13 protein-coding genes and 1 riboswitch are annotated in these 17,444 nt (G+C 54.1%); of the genes, 8 read left to right on the forward strand and 5 right to left on the reverse strand.

Features of this window, described 5'->3' with window-relative positions; translation table 11 throughout:
• Positions 1 to 166: 166 nt before the first annotated feature.
• The 5 genes from thiC to CVV65_RS03265 all read right to left on the reverse strand — a co-directional run bounded on the left by thiC (position 167) and on the right by CVV65_RS03265 (position 6,887).
• Positions 167 to 1,951, reverse strand: coding sequence for a phosphomethylpyrimidine synthase ThiC (gene thiC / locus CVV65_RS03245; RefSeq protein ID WP_100666918.1), 1,785 nt, complete (start codon positions 1,949 to 1,951; stop codon positions 167 to 169).
• 270 nt (positions 1,952 to 2,221) lie between these two features.
• Positions 2,222 to 2,334, reverse strand: a riboswitch (TPP riboswitch).
• Between the two features lie 134 nt (positions 2,335 to 2,468).
• Positions 2,469 to 3,725, reverse strand: coding sequence for an MFS transporter (locus tag CVV65_RS03250; RefSeq protein WP_100666919.1), 1,257 nt, complete (start codon positions 3,723 to 3,725; stop codon positions 2,469 to 2,471).
• Positions 3,726 to 3,744: 19 nt separating this feature from the next.
• Positions 3,745 to 4,080 (reverse strand): 2Fe-2S iron-sulfur cluster binding domain-containing protein, encoded by a 336-nt coding sequence (locus tag CVV65_RS03255; protein WP_331250461.1) that lies wholly within the window; start codon positions 4,078 to 4,080, stop codon positions 3,745 to 3,747.
• Between the two features lie 50 nt (positions 4,081 to 4,130).
• Positions 4,131 to 5,906, reverse strand: coding sequence for a CocE/NonD family hydrolase (locus CVV65_RS03260; RefSeq protein WP_198592113.1), 1,776 nt, complete (start codon positions 5,904 to 5,906; stop codon positions 4,131 to 4,133).
• A gap of 66 nt (positions 5,907 to 5,972) precedes the next feature.
• Positions 5,973 to 6,887 carry a VOC family protein gene (locus tag CVV65_RS03265; RefSeq protein ID WP_100666921.1) on the reverse strand — a complete coding sequence of 305 codons (915 nt, stop codon included), beginning with the start codon at positions 6,885 to 6,887 and terminating at the stop codon, positions 5,973 to 5,975.
• Positions 6,888 to 7,130: 243 nt separating this feature from the next.
• Here CVV65_RS03265 and CVV65_RS03270 point away from each other — a divergent pair, with 243 nt between their 5' ends.
• From CVV65_RS03270 to CVV65_RS03310, 8 genes are all read left to right on the forward strand, one after another.
• On the forward strand, positions 7,131 to 8,045 hold the full coding sequence (locus tag CVV65_RS03270) for a LysR family transcriptional regulator (RefSeq protein ID WP_100666922.1): 915 nt from the start codon (positions 7,131 to 7,133) through the stop codon (positions 8,043 to 8,045).
• Between the two features lie 520 nt (positions 8,046 to 8,565).
• Complete coding sequence (locus CVV65_RS03275) at positions 8,566 to 9,966, forward strand: APC family permease (protein WP_157935356.1); 1,401 nt, start codon at positions 8,566 to 8,568, stop codon at positions 9,964 to 9,966.
• Between the two features lie 176 nt (positions 9,967 to 10,142).
• The gene (locus CVV65_RS03280) at positions 10,143 to 11,423 is read left to right on the forward strand and encodes a CaiB/BaiF CoA transferase family protein (protein WP_232796698.1); all 1,281 of its coding nucleotides are present in this window, start codon (positions 10,143 to 10,145) and stop codon (positions 11,421 to 11,423) included.
• A gap of 275 nt (positions 11,424 to 11,698) precedes the next feature.
• Complete coding sequence (locus CVV65_RS03285; protein WP_198592114.1) at positions 11,699 to 12,910, forward strand: acyl-CoA dehydrogenase family protein; 1,212 nt, start codon at positions 11,699 to 11,701, stop codon at positions 12,908 to 12,910.
• 234 nt (positions 12,911 to 13,144) lie between these two features.
• On the forward strand, positions 13,145 to 13,582 hold the full coding sequence (locus tag CVV65_RS03290; protein ID WP_133121205.1) for a helix-turn-helix domain-containing protein: 438 nt from the start codon (positions 13,145 to 13,147) through the stop codon (positions 13,580 to 13,582).
• 55 nt (positions 13,583 to 13,637) lie between these two features.
• Positions 13,638 to 14,219, forward strand: coding sequence for an IS630 family transposase (locus tag CVV65_RS03295; protein ID WP_100666925.1), 582 nt, complete (start codon positions 13,638 to 13,640; stop codon positions 14,217 to 14,219).
• A gap of 771 nt (positions 14,220 to 14,990) precedes the next feature.
• Positions 14,991 to 15,572: a flavin reductase family protein gene (locus tag CVV65_RS03305; RefSeq protein WP_100666927.1), complete on the forward strand. Its 582-nt coding sequence runs from the start codon at positions 14,991 to 14,993 to the stop codon at positions 15,570 to 15,572.
• Between the two features lie 106 nt (positions 15,573 to 15,678).
• On the forward strand, positions 15,679 to 17,232 hold the full coding sequence (locus tag CVV65_RS03310; RefSeq protein WP_100666928.1) for a 4-hydroxyphenylacetate 3-hydroxylase family protein: 1,554 nt from the start codon (positions 15,679 to 15,681) through the stop codon (positions 17,230 to 17,232).
• The last annotated feature ends 212 nt before the right edge of the window (positions 17,233 to 17,444 follow it).

Consider the following 17,444-nt stretch of genomic DNA (forward strand, 5'->3'; position numbering starts at 1 on the left):
TAGCAAAATGATTCGAGAGTTAGAAACGCGTAGAAAGTGGTGGCGAAGTGCGCAAACGCTTCACAAAAGGCTCTCTGCGGAGGGGCGCACAAAAATACCCCCGGGCCGGCCATGGCCCGGAGGCGGAAGGAGGTCTTGACGCCGGCTTGAGTCATATCTTTGGGAATCAGACCGGGCGGTAGATGTCGCCGCCGCTTCGCCGGAACTCCTCGGCTTTCTCCGCCATCCCGACTTCGACGGCCTCGCTCAGCTCCATGCCCTTGCTCGCCGCGTACTCCCGGATGTCCTGGGTGATGCGCATGCTGCAGAATTTCGGGCCGCACATTGAGCAAAAATGAGCCGTTTTTGCCGGTTCGGCGGGGAGGGTTTCGTCGTGGAAGGCATAGGCCCGCCGCGGGTCCAGGGAAAGGTGGAACTGATCCCGCCACCGGAACTCAAACCGCGCTTTCGATAGGGCGTCGTCCCAAGCCTGGGCGCCGGGGTGGCCTTTGGCGAGATCTGCGGCGTGGGCGGCGATTTTGTAAGCGATGACCCCGTCTTTGACATCTTGTTTGTTTGGCAGCCCGAGGTGCTCTTTGGGTGTCACGTAGCAGAGCATGGCCGTGCCGAACCAGCCGATCATCGCGGCCCCGATGGCCGAGGTGATGTGGTCATACCCCGGGGCGATATCGGTCACCAGGGGTCCCAGGGTGTAGAAGGGCGCTTCCTGGCAAACTTCCATCTCCCGATCGACGTTTTCCTTGATTTTGTGCATGGGAATGTGCCCGGGGCCCTCGATCATCACCTGAACGTCGTGTTTCCACGCGATTTTGGTGAGTTCGCCGAGGGTCTCCAATTCGGCGAACTGTGCCTCGTCGTTTGCGTCGGCGATGGAGCCCGGACGCAAGCCGTCGCCCAGGGACACGGAGATGTCATAGGCCCGCAGGATCTCGCAGATCTCTTCAAAATGGGTGTATAAAAAGTTCTCCCGGTGGTGGGCCAGGCACCAGGCCGCGAGGATCGATCCGCCCCGGGAGACGATGCCCGTCACCCGTTTGGCGGTGAGAGGAATGTACCGCAACAGGACACCGGCGTGGATGGTGAAATAATCCACTCCTTGCTCCGCCTGTTCGATGAGGGTGTCCCGGTAGATCTCCCATGTCAACTCTTCCGGGCGGCCGTCTACTTTTTCCAAAGCCTGATAGATCGGGACCGTGCCGATGGGAACCGGGGAGTTGCGGATGATCCACTCCCGCGTCGTATGGATATTGCGCCCCGTGGATAGATCCATGACCGTATCCGCCCCCCACAGGGTGGCCCAGGTCATCTTTTCCACTTCTTCCTCAATGGACGAGGATACCGCTGAATTGCCGATGTTTGCGTTGATTTTCACGTGAAAATTCCGTCCGATAATCATCGGCTCGCTCTCGGGGTGGTTGATGTTCGCCGGAATGATGGCCCGGCCCCGGGCGACCTCTTGGCGGACGAATTCGGGATCCAGGTTCTCCCGGAGGGCGACGAACTCCATTTCCGGGGTGATGATACCTTGTCTTGCGTAATGCATCTGGGTCACTGTCCGGCCGGGCTTCGCCCGTAAGGGTTTGCGCGTGAGACCGGGGAACACTTCGCGGTTCGCCCGGGGGTCGTCGGGCCGCATTCCGTCGTCCTGGGGCAGCACCCGGCGGCCTTCGTATTCTTCGACGTCACCGCGCTCGAGAATCCACGGGCGACGGAGGGGCGGAAGGCCCCGGCGCACGTCCGGGACATAATCCGGGTCGGTGTAGGGGCCGCTCGTGTCGTACACCCGAAGGGGCGGATTGTTTTCCGGCCCCGAGAGGCCATCGGTTGGGGAGAGATGGATTTCCCGCATCGGCACCCGCAGGTCCGGGCGAGAACCTTGAAGATACACTTTGCGACTTTCTGGAAAATGCCCGGCATAAGACGGTACAAAGGGACCGTTTGGATTCGGCATGGAAGAGACCTCCTTTGGGGTGGTCATGCTGCACGTCCAGGGCGTCGGCGGGGTTCCTGACCGTTCACCCGGTGGCGCCCGGCGCGCGGTCCGGAAGGCTGGTCGGCGCGGCGGCCACTCTGGGGAACTTCCGTTGCCGCTCCTCTGGGGAGATCCCGTCGTACCTGTCTGGGCCCGGGCCGGCGGGTTTGACGAGGAAAAGAAAAACCGCGCCGGACCGGGGGCGGTTTGGCGCGGACGCGTGTCGAAAACGATGTTTTGTGGCACGGCGCTGAGCGACGACAAGTGTTCCTCCGCTGGCATTACCCAGGTCAGGTTCTGACGGTCGGCAGCGGATCGGCTGCCCTCTCAGCCCGGCTCCCCGAGCTCCCGTAGATGTGCAGTTGTGCTGGTTTGAGAATAGCACAAGGGCGCTCCGGGGGCAAGGGAACGGGCAAAACGGAGAGAATCACGTTTCAGACGGACGGCCACCGATAAGGTGTGAAAATACTAAGTATTCATCTATTATTTCGGGAGTTCATTGAATGGCTGTCTCCGTTGACGCAGTTGTTACTCGTTGTTTAATGGGAGCCGTTTCTTTAAGGCCAAATCCAACCAGTGCGCAGACCAAGGCACCGGCTGCGGCAATGTATAGTGGAGCAGACAGACCGAATTGATCTGCAGCTATGCCGGCGAGCGTCGGAGCAATCGTTCCACCAACCAATTCCCCGATCAGCTGCGTCAAAGAAATTGCTGTTGCCGCAACCCCCAGCGGAAGGGATTCGCTCGGTATAATCACCATGAACAGCGGAAATACGCCGTTACCAACCGTTGTCACAAGGCTGATCAGCATCATTACGGCAAGGGATCCGTGAACGGTTGCCAGCAGTAACGGTGATAAGATTGCTACAAACGAGAACAGAATCAAAGTCGGTTTTCTTCCCAGTTTATCGGAAATCGTCGGGATTATTATGGTCCATAAAAAGTTCCCCAGCCCCACGGCCGACATGATCAGCCCCATCTCTCCAGCGGAGAAATGATCTGCCTCCACGAAGAATGTAGGAGCAAAGGTAGTGAATACAAACAACCATGTCATGAAGAATGCTGATATGACGACGCACAGCCACACATTCCGATGCATAAAAACCTTACGGTAATCTGCCCAACTTGCTTTTGTATGAACTTGTCCCTGCAACGCCGGTTCCTTTACCTTTGGTTCCCTCATGTATTTTAAGAGAATAAATGTCATCACCAAACCTGGAATTCCGACAATGTAGAACGCCGTACGCCATGAATAGTTCATAGCTATCACAGTAACAATCAGCGGCGTTAATGTCGCACCAATCAAACTTGCGGCGCTTTGCACAAAGCCAATATTGAAGCCTCGTCGCCTTGACGAGGATTCTGCTGTGACAGCCGCCTGCGCAATTGGAAGTACCGGTCCTTCCGAGAGACCCATCAAAGCGCGCACAAGCAACATGTTTACAAACGATTTTGCAGCGCCTGACAGAAAGGAGCAGATCGAGAAAACGAACGTAATGGGAACCAGCACTTTCTTTCGGGAGCCAATCAGGTCTGATGTTGAGCTGAAAATCCATCCCGAAATTGCCCAAGTGACTCCCAAGACCGAGGCAATCAGCCCGAGCTGCGCATTATTGAGTTTTAACTCTGGAGCGAAAAAGGGAAAAAGGAATGAAACGCTCAGCCTTTCCATAAACACAAATCCCCAAGTGAAGAACATCATGAGCAAGATTCCATTCTCATAAGTAAGAAATTTCTGTTTTATTTTGTTCATGTCGGTCTCCTCCACCCGATCAAATCTGAATCAGAATTTTCATGTCACTTGTGGGATACGTTTTGCATGCCAAAGTATAGTTTTGCAGCCTTTCGTCGTAGGGTAATCCCGAAACGGAACAAGTCCCCCTTCTGTACTCCCCCTCAACAACTTTAATTTTGCACAATCCACATCCTCCCACCTTGCACGCGTACTTAATCCGAACCCCCTGAAGCCGCATCGCATCCAATAGACTCTGCTGGTTTGTGCATGAAAAGAACGGTTTTTCTTTCTCATAAAAACTGTCTACAATCTCGACATTAAACATAGGCATCACCCGTCTGAATGTTTTTGACCCCCAAGGGGAGGTTGTCATTGTCGGTGTAGGTAACGACAATGACAACCCGATTTCAAAGAATCTTGATGTTACGGTTTCTCTGGAATAACGGGAAGGAGTAGATGGGATTCTCTCCCTCTTCCCGTGTATACAGTCACCTTGCCTCCGTAAATGTGACTCGGTCGATCATCGGGATCTGCGTGCAGAAATGGTCCGCATCCTCGTGATGGATAACGGTGAAATTGGGTCATCTCCTCGTCGAGTGCCCCGCTGTACTCGTAGTCCTTCCCGCGTACTGTCAAACCCAGGCGATATCCCTCGGGCACCACAATCGATGTCGGCCATATCTCAATGTCCAATTCGTAAATTTCTCCGGGTACCAACCATTCAACCTCTGTGTGCGTGTGATATGGCCGGTAGGGTAAACTGCGTTCCATGTCCAGCTTCCGATGTGAGGCTCGTAACCATCCCTGTGCTACCGGTGTATAGGCATCCATCGCTCCTCGAAAGACAACTTCTTCCCCGCTCGGGTTAAACAGCCGAAGCACTAGGAAGATATCCGCATCTTGTGTCGATGAACTGATGAACAATTTGGCTGCCAACGGCCCGGTGATCTCGGTTTCTTTTTCCATCGGGTGCGTATAGAAGGTTACTCCGTCACCAAGAGCCTCGTACGTCACAGAGGAATCATTTTCAGGCAATTCTTTGTTTAAAAGGAAACTTCTTGCATTAAGATAGTACTTTGTCCAGACTGTTCTCGGTATGGGCCAGGCGTCTTCTTCGCGCGCGACAAACTTATTCCCGACGTGTCTGATTTGAAGCAGTACCTTCGGTTTGTTGTCCCAGCCGTTGTCTTCGCCTTTCAGGAATCGATCGAAAAACTGCCTCTGCAGGTTCACGCCGTAGGGTGTGTAGAAGTGTGTCCAGTGCTCAAGCCCATGAACCTCCAACCATTTTTTCTCCGAAGCGGATTGCATAAATCCCTCAATATTTCCGCGCAGATGTAATCCTTGTCCACCCCAGTTGGCCGCAGAGAGCAACGGAATGTTGATTTGTGACCAGTCGACGCTCAATGTCTGATAGTACTCATCGAATAAGGGGTGCGCCTTGACCTCCGCCACCTTGTCCACTCGATTACGCCGGAGCTCTTCTTCTGTAAACGTCTCAGGTCCTGCAACGGATTCCCCTGTGTGAGGATTCTTCCTTGCTCTGCTCCCGTACCCGTATTGCATCGGCACCTGCTTGGGAAGCCAACTATCGATGAACTGGCAACGGATACCTCCATGATAGTAGAATTCCCGATATAGATCGGACGTGCCCTCCCACGGAATGATCGCCTTCAGATGCGGTGGCTGCAGTGCAGCGACCAGCCATTGATTGGCGGCGTAATATGAGATCCCAAGAAGACCGATGTTGCCATTGCTCCACGGTTGTTCAGCCGCCCACTCAATACACTCGTAGAAATCGTAAATTTCCTCCATTGACCATAAATTCTGTAGCCCTTCAGACCAACCGGCGCCACGAGAATCCACCCGCACGACGGCGTAGCCGTGCGGTATCCAGCGCTCTGGATCGGTGACTTCCCAACACTGGTACTTATTTGAGGAGCCCTCCGCTATTTCCGGGAAGTCTTTGAGCATTTGATTCCATTGGGCCGAATACGCTTCCTGAAATGACTGTCCCTTGGCATAAGGTCCATAAGACATGATGGTTGGGTAAGCGCCCTCTGGGGTCGGAAGAAACACATCCGCCCGCAGAACTACGCCATCCCTCATTTGAATTGGCACTTGCCACATAATCAGCATGTCGTCCCGAATTTCCGTACGCATATACTGGTCGTCAACCATTTTTGTCGTGTTCGTCATGACTCACCACCTGTGCTGAGTGATGTTAAATCATGTTTGAAGACGGTACAGTGGCACTGTCTCAACTCAAGTCACAACCGTAAAGTGATTTTCTTTCATCTCGCGTCCAATGTGCCCCACAGCTCTGAGCAACTGGTCAGCCGTCCACGTCATGGTTGGCCAGTCAGGGAATGTCTCATACCCTCCTGCGAACACTTCGTTTCGATTCCCCGCGGGATCAAAGAAGTAAATCGTCTGTCCTCGGCTCAGGCCGTGGATATCGGGTCCAAAGCCAACGGAAACATCGTTCATTCCCAGAATTTCACCGGCAATCCGAATCGCGTTCCAATCCATCACCTTATAACCGATGTGATGGAACTTCCCATTCACACCGTTAATGAAAGCGATATCGTGTGTCTTATGAGTCGCAAACAGCCACGTTCCTATGACTTTCCCTTTTTCGCCTAACTCGGTCACCACTCGCTCGGACACCCGGAAATTCATGCACTCGATAAAGAATCGCTCCATTAACCCGGGGTCTTCAGCGCTTAGAAGCATATGGTCAAGTTGCGGCACGCCAATTCCGATGAGATGCTTCGGGCGTAAAAGGGGATTGATGGTGCCGACCTCAGTGCCAACGTATTCAATGTCGTAATACAGCTCCATGATGTGTTCGGAAGGCAGGACGACGCGAAGTCCTTCACCAACCGCCAAATTCTCACCCTTGCTCATTCGCATGACCGTGCATCCGAATTGGCGGGTTTTCCTCTCAAACTCGTCCAGTGCTTCTGGACCTGTAACCTTAAACCCAAATTTGTTCAGTCCCAGTCCGCCTTGCTCAAGGACGAGATGGTGGTGATCCCATTCATCCCACGCCTTGTAATACAGCCTGTCCGGTTCTTCGTGCATCAGCTTAAGCCCCAAGACATCCTCGTAATGCTTCCTTGCTTCTGAATTGTCTGTCGCACGCAGGTGAACGTAGCCCAAACGAATGACGCCCATAGCCACTCCTCCAATGCGATAAATTTATGGTCAGCTTGTAAACCAGGCAAAGGCTTGTCCTCTTTTTCGGTCTTTTATCACCCCTCTGTGCTCTAAGACTGTTTAAGTTTTCCGTTTCTGATATCATGATATCAACAAAGCAGAAAACACGAAAATATCGATTATGAATCTCAGTAATCAGTGATCATGATTACTTTTGTTGTATACTTTTTCGTATGAAATGACTACCGGGAGGTCGGATATATGGAGCTCAGACAATTGCGTTATTTTATTGTGGTTGCTGAGTACTTGAATTTCACAGAGGCTTCAAAACGATTGTTTGTTGCTCAGTCAGCGGTGAGTCAACAGATTGCGAAATTAGAGCAACAAGTTGGGGTAAAGCTGTTCACAAGAAATAAGCGCAGTGTTCAATTGACAAGTGCAGGAAAAACATTTCTAAAGGAAGCTATAGAAATTGTCAGGAAAACCGAAGAGGCAATTGACAAAACCCACAAAGCGAATGTTGGGATTCTTGGGAATTTGAAAATTGGTTTCCTAGCAGCTCCTGTGAGGAAGTTTCTTCCTTCCCTGATTCGACACTTCAACAACAAGTACCCGATGGTTGACATTGAATTGCATCATTTGAATCTCGCTCAACTAAATGAAAAACTGAACGCGGATGACTTGGATATTGTGTTTACCGTTTCCTTTGCCGTTCCTCAGTTTGGAGATTACGAATGCAAGAAGCTCTTTTCAGAATCCATTTGTGTATTTTTGCATCCTGAACATTCACTGTGTCAAAAACCGCGCCTTCGGATAGCTGATTTGGCGATGGAACCGTTTATTCTCAGAGATAGAGAAGAAGGTCCGCAGTGGTATGAATACATATTGATGATTTGCGCAAAAAACGGTTTTCTCCCTAAAATAGCTCGTGAAACGCGGCACATTGAGACTGTTCTGATGTTTGTAGAGGCGGGACTAGGGATTACGATTCTCCCTCGGTACCTGGAGATGTATGCGAATCCATCCATTCGCATTATTGAGGTAGAAGATGAGAAAGACAGTTTTGATGTGGTGGTTTATCGGAAGAAAAGAAATATGAACCCATCTGTACCGTTGTTCCTGAATGAAATGGACCACTTTGTTCACCGGGAGGTGGAACCTCCCTTAAGTGGCTAACGAAAGCCCTGAACTGTTTCAAGTTGCATTGTTTGGGGGTTGGCTTGATGGCCTATCGGAACCATTGTAATCCACGTTCTACGAAACGGGGCCAGCCTTGTTCATTATGACGAAAGTCCACATTCTCGACGGATCCGTGCGAGTGGGGAACGATACAGGTGTGGTTTAGAAGCGCCCTGACGATTCATAAATGAATTAATCGCCAACAAGAAAAAAGTCGGTGTGCTCCGAAGGGTACTCTCCGGGTCCTTCTCTCTCGGAACCGGTTATTGGCGGATACCGCATTTGCCGCATGTATGAATCGGTAGGAGTAAAGGCTAGGGCGTCCATAACCTTGGTCCATCTCTCACTCACCGTCTCTCGGGACTGAGCAGCCGGTCTGGCACGATACTTGCTTAGGAGGTTTTTTCGGTTTCATGGCAGGAACCGTTGAGGCGGACTTTTGAACGCGAGGTGCGCGTCGCCGCAACCGAAAACGACGAGGACAACACCTACAATCATGCAAGAGAGGAGGTTTTCTATGAGCCAGGTGACGTTAAAGCATGGTGTGTTGAGTTTCACGGATGTGATGGTGTCTGGACTGGCCAATATCGGGCCAGCCATGAGCCTCTTTTTCGGGGCAGCCTTTTTAGCGGAAACGGTGGGAAAATCAATCCCTTTCGAGGTGATTCTTGCGGGCATCGCGATCCTCACCTTGGGCAACACCATGGCCCAATTTTCGAAATCGATCCCCAGCGCCGGATCTTTTGTCACCTTCATCAGTCGGACGTTCGGAGCCGGGCTGGGAACGGCCAGCGCTTTTGTCATCGTGGTGGGATACATCATCGCCATTTCCGGCGTCATCGCGGTTTTGGGAGGCTGGGTGTCGGCGATCCTCTCCCGGGATCTGGGGGTCCACGTTCCTTGGCTTGTGGTGATGATCCTGGGCAGTGCCGGGATCACGTGGTTGTTGCTCCGCGGCGTCAAGGTGTCTTCCTTTTGGGCGATCGTCTTCTTTTTCTTCGAAGCGGGTGTTTTGCTGCTGTTGGCTGGGGCGATTCTGATCAAAGGAGGTGCGGAGGGAATCTCCGGGATGCCGTTTAACCCGTCCGGAGCGTCAATGGAGGCTCTGGCGACGGCGTTCCCCTTGGTGGTGTTCATGTTCGTGGGATGGGAGAACAGTGGCGCCCTGGCCGAGGAGACGGCCAATCCCCGACGGAATGTCCCTCGTGCGATTTTTTCGACGATTTTCATTGTGGCGGCGCTGTTCATCGTCAGTTCCTATGCGGCGGTCCTCGGGTTCGGGACGGGGCATATCGACCTGATGGCCAAGGACGAGGCACCCTTTGACACGTTGGGGCGACAGTATTTGGGGCCGCTCAGAGTTCTGGTCGATTTGGCCGGGTTGACAAGTATCGTGGCCACCATTGTCGCTGCGGGGAACTCCCAAACCCGGATCCTGTTCCATGCGGGCCGGGAGCAGTTGTTGCCGGCGGTGTTTGGGCGGGTGCACGGCAAAAATCAAACGCCCCATGTGGCGATTTACACCTACATGGGGGTGGCGACCGGGCTGGCTTTGTTGTTGGGACTGGAGTTCGACGCCAACACGTGTTACGGCTACCTTACGACCCTGGGGACGATTCCGCTGATTCTGATGTATGCCTTATCGAATCTGGCGTTGCCTTGGTACTATTTAAAAGTTCATCGTGAGCAGTTCGGATTCATTCGACATCTGGTCATTCCCGTCATTGGTCTGATTATCTTGGTCTGGCCGTTTTGGCAGTTGGTGCAACCGAACCAAGAGTGGCCGCTCAACTTGTTCCCGTGGATTACGGGGGGCATTGTGGTTGCTGGGATTTTCTGGACCAGGTACCGCCTAAAAAAGCATCCGCAGATTGCTGAGAAGGCGGGGAGCATCTTGGCGGATTCGCACGACTCGTGAGCTGAAGGGCGAGAGGGGTGAAATGGACATCTCCGATTGCGTGAACACTTCGAAAGGCGCAGAATTGATATGAGGATACAGACGGCCGAAAGGTTGAAGACAAGAAAGGAAGGTTGACCGATGGTTGTGATCGACGACGGACAGAGGGGATTCGGGGCCGGCGGGAGGAGGGAGCGATGATCGCTCCAATGCAGTCGGCGGCCTTGCCCCTGGCCGGGGTGCGGGTACTGGACTTGTCGCGGGTCCTGGCCGGACCTTTTTGCACCATGCTCTTGGGGGATCTGGGAGCGGATGTGGTGAAGGTGGAGTCTCCCCGGGGCGGGGATGAAACCCGGGCGTGGGGGCCGCCCTTCGTGGGAGAGGTGAGTGCCTATTACCTGTGCGCCAACCGCAACAAACGGTCCATCGCCGTAAACCTGAAAACGCCCGAGGGGTTGGAGATCATCCGGCGCTTGGCGGCTGAGAGCGACGTGGTGATTGAGAATTTTCGCCCGGGGAAGGCCGAGGAGCTGGGGGTAGGGTATTCCCAGCTCAAAGAGGTGCGGCCGGACCTGGTGTACTGCTCCATCAGTGGATTCGGCCAAACCGGGCCGTACCGGAACCTGCCCGGATATGATTTTATCGTCCAGGCGATGTCAGGACTCATGAGCATCACCGGGGAGGCGGACGGGCGGCCGATGAAAGTCGGAGTGGCGGTGGCCGATGTGTTCACCGGGCTGTTCGCCGCCCTGGGGATCGTGTCGGCGCTGCGGGTGAAGGAGCGAACCGGGGTGGGGCAGTACATCGACCTGGCGCTGATGGATGTGCAGATCGCCGTCATGGTGAACGTCGCCAGCAATTACTTGGTGGGCGGCAATGTCCCCCGGAGGTATGGCAATCAACACCCGAACATCGTGCCGTATCAAACTTTTGAGGCGGCGGACGGGGAGATCGCCGTGGCGGTCGGCAACGACCGGCAATTCCGGCGGTTGTGCGAAGCGATGGGGGTGCCGGAGTGGGCGGAGGATCCCCGGTTTGCCACGAATGACCGCCGGGTGGAGAATCGCGACGTGCTGATCCCCATGCTTCAGGAGCGGTTCCGAACGCGGACGGGGCGGGAGTGGATGACGGCTCTGGCGGAGCACGAGATTCCTTGTGGTCCCATCCAGACGATGGACCAGGTGTTCGCCGATCCCCAGGTTCAGGCCCGAGAGATGGTGCGCCGTCTGGTCCATCCGTCCGCCGGGGAGGTGCCGGTGGTGGCGAATCCGTTAAAATTGTCGGAAACTCCGGTGCAGATCCGGCGGCATCCTCCGGATCTGGGGGAGCATACCGAGGAGATCTTATTGGAACTCGGCTATACGCTGGAGCAAATTGAAGCTCTGGAGGCGGGTGGAAGCGTTCGCCGGGGCAGGAGCAGGGGGCCGGCGCCGGGGGACGGGGCTTCCGGGCAGAGGCCCGAATCCGACTCGCGGTAGGGTACGAAGGGTGTGGCCGCTCTGGTTGGCCTCGCGGGAATGAGGTCCTTGCCAGGGCTTTGGCCCCGGGACGTGCGGCGGGGAGGGCCAGCCGTGCAGAAGTCGGTCCTGCCAGAACCGGCCAAATCGACGGAGCCCAGCCAAAGAGACCGGCAGGCCGGCCAAACGAACCGGAGGCCACCCGAACGTAACGCCGGGCCAAGCAAAAAGATCGGCGGACTGCCGAATGGACCGCCGGGCCCGCCGAACAGACTGAACAGAAAAGGAGAGACACCATGCTGGATTTTAGTTTGACAGAAGAGCAGATTGCCGTTCGCGATATGGTGCGGGACTTTGTGGACAAGGAGATTCTGCCCTACATCAAAGAGTGGGATGAGAACCATCATTTTGAGCGCAGCGTCCTGGACAAGCTGGCGAAGCTCGGCCTGATGGGCGTGTGCATTCCCCAGGCCTACGGCGGGGCGGGGATGGATTACAATACCCTGGCTCTGGTGTGTGAAGAGTTGGAGCGGGGGGACACGGCGTTTCGCACCGCGGTGTCGGTGCACACCGGGCTGAATTCCATGACTCTCCTGCAGTGGGGCACCGAGGAGCAAAAGCAAAAATATTTGGTTCCCCAGGCGAAAGGGGAGAAACTGGGGGCCTTTGGCCTGACCGAGCCCGGGGCCGGGTCGGACGTGGCGTCGATGCAGACCACGGCGGTGCGGGACGGCAAGGGGTACCGGTTGAACGGGTCGAAAATTTGGATCTCCTTGGCGGATGTGGCGGATCATTTTCTGGTGTTCGCCTATACGGATAAATCCAAGAAACACCACGGGATCACGGCATTTATCGTCGAGCGGACCTGGGAAGGGTTCAGCAGCCGGCCGATCAAAGGGAAACTCGGCATCCGGGCCGGGAATACCGGGGAGATCATTTTTGAGGATCTGTGGGTGCCCGAAGAGAACCGGTTGGGTGAAGAGGGCGAGGGGTTCAAGATCGCCATGTCGGCCCTGGACAACGGGCGGTTCACCGTGGCGGCGGGGGCCTGTGGGACGATTCAGGCCTGCCTGGAGGCGTCGCTGAAATACAGCCACGAGCGGGAGACCTTTGGGAAGGAGATCGGGCGGCACCAGCTGGTGCAGCAGATGATCGCGAAGATGGCGGCGAACCTGGAGATCTCCCGGCTTCTGGTGTGGAAGGCGGGTTGGCTGAAAAATCAAGGGCAACGCTGCACCCGGGAGGTGTCCCTGGCCAAATGGGTGGCCTGCGACGCGGCTTGGGAGGCGGCCAGCGACGCGGTGCAGATCCACGGGGCGTACGGATACTCGAACGAATACCCGGTGGAACGGTATCTGCGCAACGCCAAGGCGCCTGTGATCTACGAGGGGACCCGGGAGATCCACACAATTATGCAGGCGGAGTACGCATTGAGATACCGGGAGGACAAGCCGCTGAACAAGATGTTGCCCTCCTGGCCCTTTGAGGTGGACGGGGAGCGGGAGTGAAGACGGTGCGATGACTCGGGTAAAAGTGGGTTTGGATGCGTAAGGCTGTAGGTGGGCGGGGGCCGGGGGTCCCCGCTTGTTTAGTGGTGCCGGCATGGGCGTTGAGTTGGTGGTGAAAGTCCACTGCAGGCGAGGCAGCACGAGTCTGCTAGTGTCCTTTCAGGCAATGTAGTTGGATAAATCGGAAGGAATGTCCAGTTGTCTGTCGAATGATCATCCCAGGTGGTGATCATCATGTGCATCTTTGTCCGAGACCTGACACCTGAAGAGGGCAACAAACTTGTGAAGATTGCTCGCAAAGGATCCAACCCCGTTGAAGTGCGACGGGCTTTAGCCGTGTTGGCTTCCGCTCAAAAGATGAAGGTGCCGGAGATCTCCGAGTTGTATCACCTCTCTCAGGAGCACATTCGTCATATTATTCATGCCTTCAATCAGCATGGATTCGAGGCCTTAAAGCCTCGGTACAAGGGCGGACGACCGCGGACCTTTACCGAAGAACAAAGAGCCGCGATCATTGAGTTGGCCCAGATCCCGCCAAACACCCTGGGTTTGCCCTTTACCCATTGGTCACTGTCCAAGCTCAAAGAGGAGGCCGAAAGGCGGGGCATCGTGACCTCTATTAGCATTGAGACTATCCGTGTCATTCTGGAGGAAGCCGACATCACCTACTAGCACACCAAGACATGGAAAGCCTCGAATGATCCTGACTTTGAGGTAAAAAAAACGAATCCAGTCGCTCTACCGGAATCCGCCCAAAGACGGACGGGTCATCTGCGTTGACGAGTTTGGACCGTTGTCCATTCAGCCGTTTTCCGGTTGCGGATGGTACCCGAAAAGTCGGCCCGATCGATTGCCGGCAACGTACCGCCGCACCCACGGGGTGAGGCACTTGTTTGCGGCTCTAGATCTGAAAGCGGATAAACTGTACGGGCACGTCTCATCCAGCAAGAAGCACCAGGATATTCTGCGTTTTCTCAAGGTGCTCCGCCGGCGGTATCACCGGTCTGAACGGCTGTACGTGGTCTTGGACAATTTTTCACCTCACAAGCATCGTACTGTGACTGAGTGGGCTGCAGAAAACAATGTAGAACTGGTTTTTACACCGACCCAGGCGTCATGGTTGAACCGAATCGAATGCCATTTTGCGCCGTTACGATCGTTTGTGTTGCGTGGGAGTCACTATCCAAATCACGAGGCGTTGGCCACAGCGATCCGGTCGTACCTGCGTTGGCGAAACAAGCACACCGCCATGCCAGACTTCTACGTGAGCAAAAGAAGATCAAGGTTCTCTGAAGGGGCACTAGTTTGACCCAGCGGTTCTCTTTATTCAATTTCCCGCCGAACGGAAGGAAAAAGTCATCGGGCAACAGAATCTGACGCTCAGTCGCTCGGTACACGGCTGTCGACACCTCAAGTGCACGGTTTTTGAAGGGTTTCGCGCAAAATCCATGCACTTAATTTCTCTGTCAGGTGCCGAAATCCCTTCCATTACGGGACTTTTGAATCGTTCAGCAGACCCTAAGTAATGAAGGCCGCATGAAGACGCCTGTGATTGTCAAATTCCGCGAACTCCATGATTGCGGTATACGCCTCGACACATGACCCGAATTTATGCCGGCTCAGGCATTCCTCCTCCAAAATCCGGTGATGTGCGCATTCATATTCGGTGTGAGGCTTGGAATGTGCTCATGCTCTACCCCCAGTTCAATTGGCGTCCATGAACACACGGAATCGATAGGGAGCCGAATTCCCTTACCAGCAGATTGGCGGCAAAATCTTCGCCTTCCCGATCAATGAACAGGTTCCGTACTGTCTCTGAAAAACCATTCAATCCGGTACAATGGTTCCCGACGAACAAGAAGGTTGAAAGAGTAATCACCATTTCTGATAACTGAGATTCATAAAGTGAATTTCCGTGTTTTATGTCTTATTGATATTATACTGTCAGATCCTTAAAATTTCAGCTCATCACACTGGAGGAATGACTCTATGGGTATGATTCGCTTGGGCTATGTTCACAAAGATAATTGGCACTTGTGTCCCGACAATGGACCGGTGAAATAGAGAGAAGAGATCATATATGATCGTTGTACCACCAACTGCAGGCCGGGAGGAAGATGATGGATACACAGAGTTGCGTTTCTGTTTTGGGCGATTTGCCACGGGTGTGACCGTGGTTACATATGAGTTCGGTGGGGGACCCCACGGAATAACGGTCAACTCCTTCACGTCGGTGTCTTTGGATCCGCCGTTGCTTCTGGGGTCCATTGATCGGCGGGCCAAAGCTTGCAATTCGCTGGACGGAGCTCCCTTCACTGTAAATGTCCTCACATCCGGCCAACAGGAGTTGGCGATGCATTTTGCAGGCAGACCGCAACCGGACGTTTCGCTTGAATGGGAAATGGGTGAGCGGGCTCCGAGGTTGTTCTGGGTTCTTGCATGGATGGAGTGTGTTCCGTGGCGCAGGTACGACGGAGGTGACCACGTTCTCTATACCGGGAAAATCATCCGTTACGATTATTGTGATGATCAACCGCTGATCTTTTTCACGGGGAATTTTGGGATCCTCCCTTTTGCCGCAAAGGAAACGAGAAGAGCCGGGAGGAGGCGTCGACCGCCGCAGAGACGGGTACGTTGCGGATGTTGGCGGAGACAGTTTTGATGTCTTGAACTCTGGGTGGAGGTGATGGAAGAAAGGCACGATACCTGAATGTCTGCTTAGTGCAGGATGAATGGGAACATTAAGAATGGAAAGGGGAAGTGATCCAATGGCGGTTAATTTAACTTTGAGTCGTCCCCTGACGGGGCAGGAGTATCTGGAGAGTTTGCGCGACAGCCGGGAAGTATGGATTTACGGAGAAAGGGTCAAGGATGTGACCACCCATCCCGCGTTCCGCAATTCGGCGAGAATGCTGGCACGCATGTATGACGCCCTTCATGATCCCGATTATCAGGATGTCCTACTGACCGACACCGACACGGGCAACAGCGGAAAGACGCACCCATTTTTTAAGGCGCCCAAAAGTGCCCACGATCTGGTTGCGGCCCGGGATGCAATCATGGCCTGGCAACGGATCAGCTATGGATGGATGGGGCGCAGTCCGGACTATAAAGCGAGTTTTCTCGGAACACTGGCTGTTAATTCCGAGTTCTATAAACCATTTGATGAAAATGCAAAAAGCTGGTATAAGCGTGCCCAAGAACAGGTGCTGTTCTTGAACCATGCGATCGTGAATCCTCCGGTGGACCGGAACAAGCCACCTCACGAGGTTAGCGACGTGTTCATGCGCGTGACGAAAGAAACGGATGGCGGCATTTACGTAAGCGGCGCCAAAGTGGTGGCAACTGGATCAGCTCTGACCCACGCCAACTTTATGGCGCCCTTCGCAACGTTGCCGGTTCAGAAAGAAGAGTTCGCCTTGACGGTTATCGTTCCGATGGACACCCCTGGAGTTAAGTTACTTTGTCGCCCCTCATATGAATACACGGCCGCCGTTATGGGCAGCCCGTTCGATTATCCGTTGTCCAGCCGTTTGGATGAGAACGATGCCGTGTTGATTTTTGACAATGTTTTTGTCCCTTGGGAAGACGTCTTGACCTACCGCGATGTGGAGAAGGCAAACCAGTTTTTCCCGATGTCGGGGTTTGTCCCCCGTTTTACATTCCACGGCTGCACTCGACTTGTCGTGAAACTCGAACTGATCGCCGGGTTGCTCATTAAGGCGCTTGAGTCAACCGGAGCAAAAGATTTTCGCGGGGTGCAGGCCCGGCTGGGTGAAGTCATCGCTTGGCGGCACCTGTTCTACTCCATCACCGAGGCTATGGCCCACGCTCCCGTTCCTTGGATCGGTGAGTACGTCAACCCGGACGTTCGCCATGCACAGGCCTATCGTGTCTTTGCACCAATAGCCTATCCCCGCATTAAAGAAATTATTGAGACGGATGTGGCTAGTGCCTTGGTGTATATGAACTCGAATGCGGTCGATTTCAAAACCCCCGAGATTCGCCCCTATTTAGATAAGTATCTGCGGGGTTCAAACGGGTACGATGCCGTTTCAAAGATGAAGGTGATGAAAGCGCTCTGGGATGCCGTGGGGAGTGAGTTCGGCAGCCGACATGAGCTGTATGAGCGAAACTATGCCGGGAATTACGAAAACATTCGCTTAGAAACCTTGCTTTTTGCCCAAGCCATGCAAGATGTGGATAGCTACGTCAAGTTCGCCGAGACAATGATGAATGAATACGATATAGACGGGTGGACGGTGGAGGACCTCATAAATCCGGACGATGTGAATCTTCATCTTAAAAAGTTAAAGAAGTAGGGACAGTCTTGCCCAAATACTTGACCACACTTCGGCCGCCACGAGCCTCGGGTTTAGGCCCCAGGACTAAGGCGGCCGATGTTAATGTAAGACTTTTTTTAGGATATACTGGCAAACATTGTTTCTCCGGATGAGATTTCCGGTAAGTAAGGAGTTCTAATGCTACTTGGACGGATGAAAGATGGTTGAGCCTTTTTCGATGTCCCGTTGTC

Origin of the sequence: Kyrpidia spormannii (genome assembly GCF_002804065.1) — a bacterium.
Taxonomy (GTDB): domain Bacteria; phylum Bacillota; class Bacilli; order Kyrpidiales; family Kyrpidiaceae; genus Kyrpidia; species Kyrpidia spormannii.

Bases quoted from the DNA above. Each gene is read 5' to 3' on its own strand.
- thiC (WP_100666918.1), bottom strand. From the start codon at position 1,951: ATGCCGAATCCAAACGGTCCCTTTGTACCGTCTTATGCCGGGCATTTT.
- CVV65_RS03250 (WP_100666919.1), bottom strand. From the start codon at position 3,725: ATGAACAAAATAAAACAGAAATTTCTTACTTATGAGAATGGAATCTTG.
- CVV65_RS03255 (WP_331250461.1), bottom strand. From the start codon at position 4,080: ATGACAACCTCCCCTTGGGGGTCAAAAACATTCAGACGGGTGATGCCT.
- CVV65_RS03260 (WP_198592113.1), bottom strand. From the start codon at position 5,906: ATGACGAACACGACAAAAATGGTTGACGACCAGTATATGCGTACGGAA.
- CVV65_RS03265 (WP_100666921.1), bottom strand. From the start codon at position 6,887: ATGGGCGTCATTCGTTTGGGCTACGTTCACCTGCGTGCGACAGACAAT.
- CVV65_RS03270 (WP_100666922.1), top strand. From the start codon at position 7,131: ATGGAGCTCAGACAATTGCGTTATTTTATTGTGGTTGCTGAGTACTTG.
- CVV65_RS03275 (WP_157935356.1), top strand. From the start codon at position 8,566: ATGAGCCAGGTGACGTTAAAGCATGGTGTGTTGAGTTTCACGGATGTG.
- CVV65_RS03280 (WP_232796698.1), top strand. From the start codon at position 10,143: ATGATCGCTCCAATGCAGTCGGCGGCCTTGCCCCTGGCCGGGGTGCGG.
- CVV65_RS03285 (WP_198592114.1), top strand. From the start codon at position 11,699: ATGCTGGATTTTAGTTTGACAGAAGAGCAGATTGCCGTTCGCGATATG.
- CVV65_RS03290 (WP_133121205.1), top strand. From the start codon at position 13,145: ATGTGCATCTTTGTCCGAGACCTGACACCTGAAGAGGGCAACAAACTT.
- CVV65_RS03305 (WP_100666927.1), top strand. From the start codon at position 14,991: ATGATCGTTGTACCACCAACTGCAGGCCGGGAGGAAGATGATGGATAC.
- CVV65_RS03310 (WP_100666928.1), top strand. From the start codon at position 15,679: ATGGCGGTTAATTTAACTTTGAGTCGTCCCCTGACGGGGCAGGAGTAT.